The following is a 6,000-nucleotide window of genomic DNA, read 5'->3' as shown; positions in this document are numbered from 1 at the left end:
GGTTAAATTAGCGAGCGCCTCTGGTATCTCGGTTATTTTGTTGTTATAGAGGATAAGAGTAGTCAGATTGGATAATTTAGCGAGCGCCTCTGGTATCTCGGTTATTTTGTTGTTATAGAGGATAAGAGTAGTCAGATTGGTTAAATTAGCGAGCGCATCAGGTATTTCAGTTAGCGCTACTCGAATTAAAATAAGTTCCTCTAAATGTAGTATTTGCGTTACCACATCGGGAATACTCTCTAATGGATTGCCACTAATATCCAACTTACGCAAATTAGGCAAACCTAATAGTTCGAGAGGAAGGGTTTTTAAATTATTGCCGGAAATCTTTTTAAGAAAGCGGCCTCCTACTCGTTCATAACCTTCAACCTTCTTTCCCAAAATCAAAGACTCAAGCTGCTGCAACTTACCAATTTCCCCAGGTAACTCAGTCAACTTTTGCCCCGACAAGTCTAACTCTCGCCAACCCTCAGCCGCCGCTTGCTTTATCAGTGCCAACAACTCATCCTGCGTCATAATTCCAAGCCAAAGGGTAAAAGGAAAGAAGACTTTTGAAGATGATTTTAGCGGATGAAGGCAAAATTATATACCATAACTTTGTAGCGATAGCTCATTGAGATGATGGCTAAAGGCGATCGCATATTATACCTGTGATTAATTCTTGGCATTCTTTATCAAAACGAGCGATCGCATCTATAATTTTCCGCCAAGAGCGATCGGACTTTGACTACTTAACACTCAATTAGAACCACACAAACTTTGCGCTTCTCTGCGTTTACCTTTGCGCTACTTTGCGTTTAAACTTTCACCATCTCTTACTGACATTCACTTCACATTATCAGTAAGCCAAGTAAATAAAGCATAATTTTAACTATGGACTATTGACCATTAACAATGACCAAAAAGCAAAAATTTCCTTACCTAGTAGGTTCTAAATGGACAGCACAGCAAAAAGTAGACGGTTGGCGACACTTTCAAGTCGTTAACCGCAAAAATCAAGGTAAGTGGGTTTATGCCGAAATGGTTGCTTCCTGTGACCCCAATGTTCGCTTCTGGATTAACGCCAAACTCTTACAAGACTGTTCTCAGTGGCTGGCTGGCTGGCAATCATTACAAGAAATGGAAGCAATTTATCACAATTCTAATTTTAGTGAGACACCTTTAGTTGAGCTTAAAGACTAAAGACTAGAACCGACACATAGCTAATTGAGCATAAATACTCAAAACACAGAAATTTTAGTTAAAAGCATTAATTTTATAATTTTTCACAAATGAATTATTCAGCCTGAAAAATCAGTACTCAGATAGTCCATTCAGTAGCAAAGTAAGGCTAATTTCGTCTCTAAAAAACTTTCATTGCCAGTTTTAGTATCAGATTAGGCATTTATCTCTTGACTGCCAACCCTATACCCATCGCCATTAGGCATCATCATCAACAGATTCTATAGAAACCATATAGAAAGAGAGTTTCCATATTTTTGTTTATTGCAACTATTTTTATATAAATTAAAACATAAATTTTTATAAAAAATATTTTTAGAATAAATAAAGGTTTTAATAACTAATTTTATTTATAAAATGATTAACTGTAACCTTATAAGCTTGATAGCTAGGTTTTTTATATTTTAGCCCCCTTTATTTTCTATGTAATTTCGACAATAATGACACTCAACTACCTCACACATTGCCATCGGCGGCTAGGTGAAGGCCAATGTTTGAGCCAAAAGTTTGATAAAAAACTATAAGAGGCAAACAACAGTGAAACTAGCAGTCTACGGAAAAGGCGGTATTGGCAAGTCAACAACTAGCTGTAATATATCTGTCGCTTTAGCCAAACGGGGCAAAAAAGTACTGCAAATTGGTTGCGACCCCAAACATGACAGCACTTTTACCTTAACAGGGTTTTTGATTCCTACAATTATTGATACTCTTCAGTCAAAAGACTATCACTACGAAGATGTTTGGCCAGAAGATGTCATTTACAAAGGCTATGGCGGTGTTGATTGCGTAGAAGCTGGCGGCCCACCTGCGGGTGCTGGGTGTGGTGGATACGTAGTTGGCGAAACCGTAAAATTACTGAAAGAACTCAACGCCTTTGATGAGTACGACGTAATTTTATTTGATGTACTGGGTGACGTAGTTTGCGGCGGCTTTGCGGCTCCTTTGAACTATGCAGATTACTGCATGATCGTTACTGATAATGGTTTTGATGCTTTATTTGCTGCGAATCGGATTGCTGCTTCCGTCAGAGAAAAAGCTCGGACTCACCCACTGCGTTTAGCAGGGTTAATTGGCAATCGGACTTCCAAGCGCGACCTGATCGAGAAATACATAGAAGCAGTCCCCATGCCAGTTCTAGAGGTTTTACCATTAATTGAAGATATTCGCGTATCTCGCGTTAAAGGCAAAACATTATTTGAAATGGCAGAGTCAGATCCTTCCCTGAACTACGTTTGCGAGTATTACCTCAACATTGCCGACCAAATTTTAGCTCGGCCAGAGGGAGTAGTCCCAAACGACACACCAGATCGGGAATTGTTCTCTTTGTTATCTGATTTTTATCTAAATCCGCGTAAACCACAGGTTCCTAATCCAGAAGAGGAATTAGACTTGATGATTGTATAAATCACCAAGTTCTCAGGATGAGGAACGGAATATGGCTTTCTTTAATAGTTTTACAGATTCGATCAGACAAAAGTGGTTGCAATTCTTCCAGGCGAATCGTGACTGGATCACCTTGCACATGGAAGTAGAGTCAGTGTACACCCCTGATGGCGGGAAGCGACCACCTTCTTACCTCATCCTGGGAGTCGTGAACGCGCTAGAGCCAAAACTAGCGCAGTTAATGATGCCATTTTCCAAACTGAATGCTGACGCTGACACCTTAATTGACGTGTTGGAGTTGCATTTTGACCCAGATATCGCCCTTGGTAATCGCTTGAGTAATCCTCCAGTAGAACCAGAAACCAGCCAATACGAGTCAACAGTAGTTGTTGCAGATGATAATGCTGATGACAATGTTGACGATGAAACTTTAGCAATTTCTCACCTTAACGGTTTTGCCTTAGATGTCAGTGATTCACAGGAAAACGACAATGGATTAAGTGATATTTCCTTATCCAATGGCCAGAACGGCAAACATGAGTTTCCCGCAGCGATGCCTTTGGCAACGTCTTCCACGAACGCACCAGAGACTGATGATTTTGGTGATGTTTCTTTTGATAGTGATCCCACATCAACAACCAAGCTAGATGAAGAAATGCTTGGTGATTTAAACACACCAGATGAAGCGGCTTTTAGCGATGTTTTGTCTGATGTCTGGGGTGATGAAACCGGATTGCAAAAGGGTGAAGAAAATAATGATTTTTTAGGGGAAGAATTACCAACTGGTGTTTTTGATGATTCAGAAATTGCCCGTCTCTTCCCCAACAGTTAAAAGTTGCTGTTTAAGTTGAATTTAGGGATTACTCACTGGTGCTATGTGCCGAAAAGCAGGGAAGAGCCACTGCATTGCGGTGAACAGCAGTCCGTTGAGAGGCTTTGCCGACTTGTACCCCTACGGGGAAGCAAGCTACGCGCAGCGTCTTTGCCAGGAGAAGGAACTGCGAACCCGAAGGGAGGTAAACTCCGTTGTTGCCAGTGGCGTTAGGGAGTGAGGAATAGAGAGTGGGTAATCATCCTCTCACTGCTATTCACTCCCCAACTCTTCTTGTTGCTGACCCTATATTCATCTGCCGTTAAATAACAATGGGGAGAAAACCAAAATGACTGTCGCTCAACAACCAGAAGCTTTAAACTTTGAGTGCGAAACTGGGAATTACCACACTTTCTGCCCGATTAGCTGCGTGGCGTGGTTATACCAAAAAATTGAAGATAGCTTCTTTTTGGTGATTGGGACAAAAACCTGTGGCTATTTTCTCCAAAATGCAATGGGGGTAATGATTTTTGCTGAACCCCGTTATGCAATGGCAGAGTTAGAAGAAGGTGATATTTCAGCACAGTTGAATGACTACGAAGAATTAAAGCGGTTGTGTGATCAAATAAAACGCGATCGCAATCCCAGTGTGATTGTCTGGATTGGCACTTGCACCACTGAAATTATCAAAATGGACTTGGAAGGTTTAGCACCTAAGTTAGAAAGCGAAATTGGCATTCCTATTGTTGTAGCCCGTGCCAACGGCTTAGATTACGCTTTTACCCAAGGTGAAGACACCGTTTTAGCCGCAATGGCTAATCGTTGTCCCAGCCAAGCACCAACAACAGAAAATGAAAAAAATGAACGTAATGCCATTCAAAAGCTGCTCAACTTTGGCAAGAAAAAAGAAGATGTAGTTCAAGAAGAATCAGAATACGTAGATCATCCACCTCTAGTTCTTTTCGGTTCCCTACCTGATCCTGTTGTTACCCAGTTAACCCTAGAATTAAAGAAACAAGGCATCAAAGTTTCTGGTTGGCTACCTGCTAAACGCTTTACTGAATTACCAGTGCTAGAAGAAGGGTATTACGTTGCTGGTGTTAACCCCTTCCTCAGCCGCACTGCTACCACCTTAATGCGTCGCCGTAAGTGCAAATTAATTGGCGCACCCTTCCCCATCGGCCCTGATGGTACTCGCGCTTGGATAGAGAAAATTTGCTCAGTATTTGGCATTACACCCAAAGGTTTAGATGAACGGGAAGCACAAATCTGGGCAGGTTTAGAAGATTACGTAAAACTCATTCGTGGCAAGTCTGTATTCTTCATGGGCGATAACTTGCTAGAAGTTTCCTTAGCACGGTTCCTGGTGCGCTGTGGAATGACTGTACAGGAAGTTGGCATTCCTTACATGGATAAGCGTTACCAAGCTGCGGAATTGGCATTTTTAGAGAAAGCTTGCCAAGAAATGGGTGTACCTTTACCCAAAATTGTTGAAAAGCCAGACAATTACAACCAGGTACAGCGCATTTATGATTTAAAACCAGACTTAGTAATTACAGGTATGGCTCATGCTAACCCCTTAGAAGCACGCGGCATTAATACTAAGTGGTCAGTAGAGTTTACCTTTGCTCAAATTCACGGTTTTGGCAATGCCCGTGACATTTTAGAATTAGTTACTCGCCCACTGCGTCGGAATAACAATTTGAAAGACTTGGGTTGGGATAAGTTGGTGAGAGAAGAAGCCAAGATTTAAGATTGACTTTGTGAATAATTTCATACAATTATGATTTTTGAGGCGAACTAAACAAAGTTCGCCTTTTTTATTTTTGTTCACCCAAAAATGCAGAGATAGAGAAGAGTGCAGAAAGGTTACGTTATTTTTTAGTATTGCATACACTAAAGTGAGCCGATTGATTTAAGTATTATGTGAAGATAGCGTGAAGATTTTACACTATTGGGCATAGATATTTATTTCAAACATAGCTGGTTGTTAAACATCTCTTATCCTGACTACTTCATAATTAACCATCTTGATAGATTTAATTTGCGTCCCTGATGTTCTGTTTGGTTACTTACACAACATTATTAGTCTCTGCTTATGAAACGATTTTGAGGAACTAATTAAATAATATTTGGGTCTACTTATGTAGCCTACATAACAATTTATTTGATACTCAATATCCTAAAATTATTTAGCTTTCGGAGGTAATTCCTGAGAAGTCTAGCTGAAGTCAGAATAAAGCTGCGCTTTCGTTCGCAAAAGTCACTCTCTGGATACTGTATAGTTTCCGAACGTGTGATCTAAATTAAATATATGAAATTGCTATTTCCTGTATCAGCAATCAATAAGTTAAAAAAATCCCACTTTTATATTTTCTTTGTTATTTTGTAGTTAACGGGACAGTTCTCCACCATACGGTGGGTTTAAATATCAATTAAGTCAACGTTTACTCGCATTTTGTAAACCAAATAAGCATTTTGTGCTTACAGAAACTTATCTCTGCAAGCGCGAAATAAACTGCTGGAATCAATTGCGAGAGCAGACTAAAATCTGTAGCCTGCTAGTGTATCAAACTCAGAAAAAA

Annotated in this window: 5 protein-coding genes; 4 read left to right on the top strand and 1 reads right to left on the bottom strand. The window is 40.2% G+C overall.

Annotation, left to right across the window (positions count from 1 at the left end; all coding sequences use genetic code 11):
* On the bottom strand, positions 1–516 hold a 516-nt coding region (locus tag NCWK1_RS04355; RefSeq protein WP_146033940.1), incomplete at its 3' end, for a leucine-rich repeat domain-containing protein.
* A gap of 378 nt (positions 517–894) precedes the next feature.
* On the opposite strand from NCWK1_RS04355, the gene NCWK1_RS04350 reads away from it, so the two are divergent.
* The 4 genes from NCWK1_RS04350 (at position 895) to NCWK1_RS04335 (ending at position 5,168) form a co-directional block, all read left to right on the top strand.
* Positions 895–1,182, top strand: a complete 288-nt coding sequence (locus NCWK1_RS04350; RefSeq protein ID WP_103123847.1) for a TIGR02450 family Trp-rich protein — start codon at positions 895–897, stop codon at positions 1,180–1,182.
* A gap of 576 nt (positions 1,183–1,758) precedes the next feature.
* The gene (bchL, locus tag NCWK1_RS04345; protein WP_222838762.1) at positions 1,759–2,625 is read left to right on the top strand and encodes a ferredoxin:protochlorophyllide reductase (ATP-dependent) iron-sulfur ATP-binding protein; all 867 of its coding nucleotides are present in this window, start codon (positions 1,759–1,761) and stop codon (positions 2,623–2,625) included.
* Between the two features lie 31 nt (positions 2,626–2,656).
* Positions 2,657–3,436 (top strand): DUF5331 domain-containing protein, encoded by a 780-nt coding sequence (locus NCWK1_RS04340; RefSeq protein ID WP_096579905.1) that lies wholly within the window; start codon positions 2,657–2,659, stop codon positions 3,434–3,436.
* Between the two features lie 328 nt (positions 3,437–3,764).
* Entirely contained in the window at positions 3,765–5,168 is a 1,404-nt protein-coding gene (locus NCWK1_RS04335) for a ferredoxin:protochlorophyllide reductase (ATP-dependent) subunit N (protein WP_103123846.1), read from the top strand.
* Positions 5,169–6,000: the final 832 nt, after the last annotated feature.

Source organism: Nostoc cycadae WK-1 (assembly GCF_002897135.1).
Lineage (GTDB): Bacteria > Cyanobacteriota > Cyanobacteriia > Cyanobacteriales > Nostocaceae > Nostoc_B.
This window is presented reverse-complemented; position numbering and strand designations above follow the sequence as displayed.

Excerpts from the sequence above, each read along its gene's own strand:
- NCWK1_RS04350 (WP_103123847.1), top strand. The coding sequence starts at position 895 with ATGACCAAAAAGCAAAAATTTCCTTACCTAGTAGGTTCTAAATGGACA.
- NCWK1_RS04340 (WP_096579905.1), top strand. The coding sequence starts at position 2,657 with ATGGCTTTCTTTAATAGTTTTACAGATTCGATCAGACAAAAGTGGTTG.
- NCWK1_RS04335 (WP_103123846.1), top strand. The coding sequence starts at position 3,765 with ATGACTGTCGCTCAACAACCAGAAGCTTTAAACTTTGAGTGCGAAACT.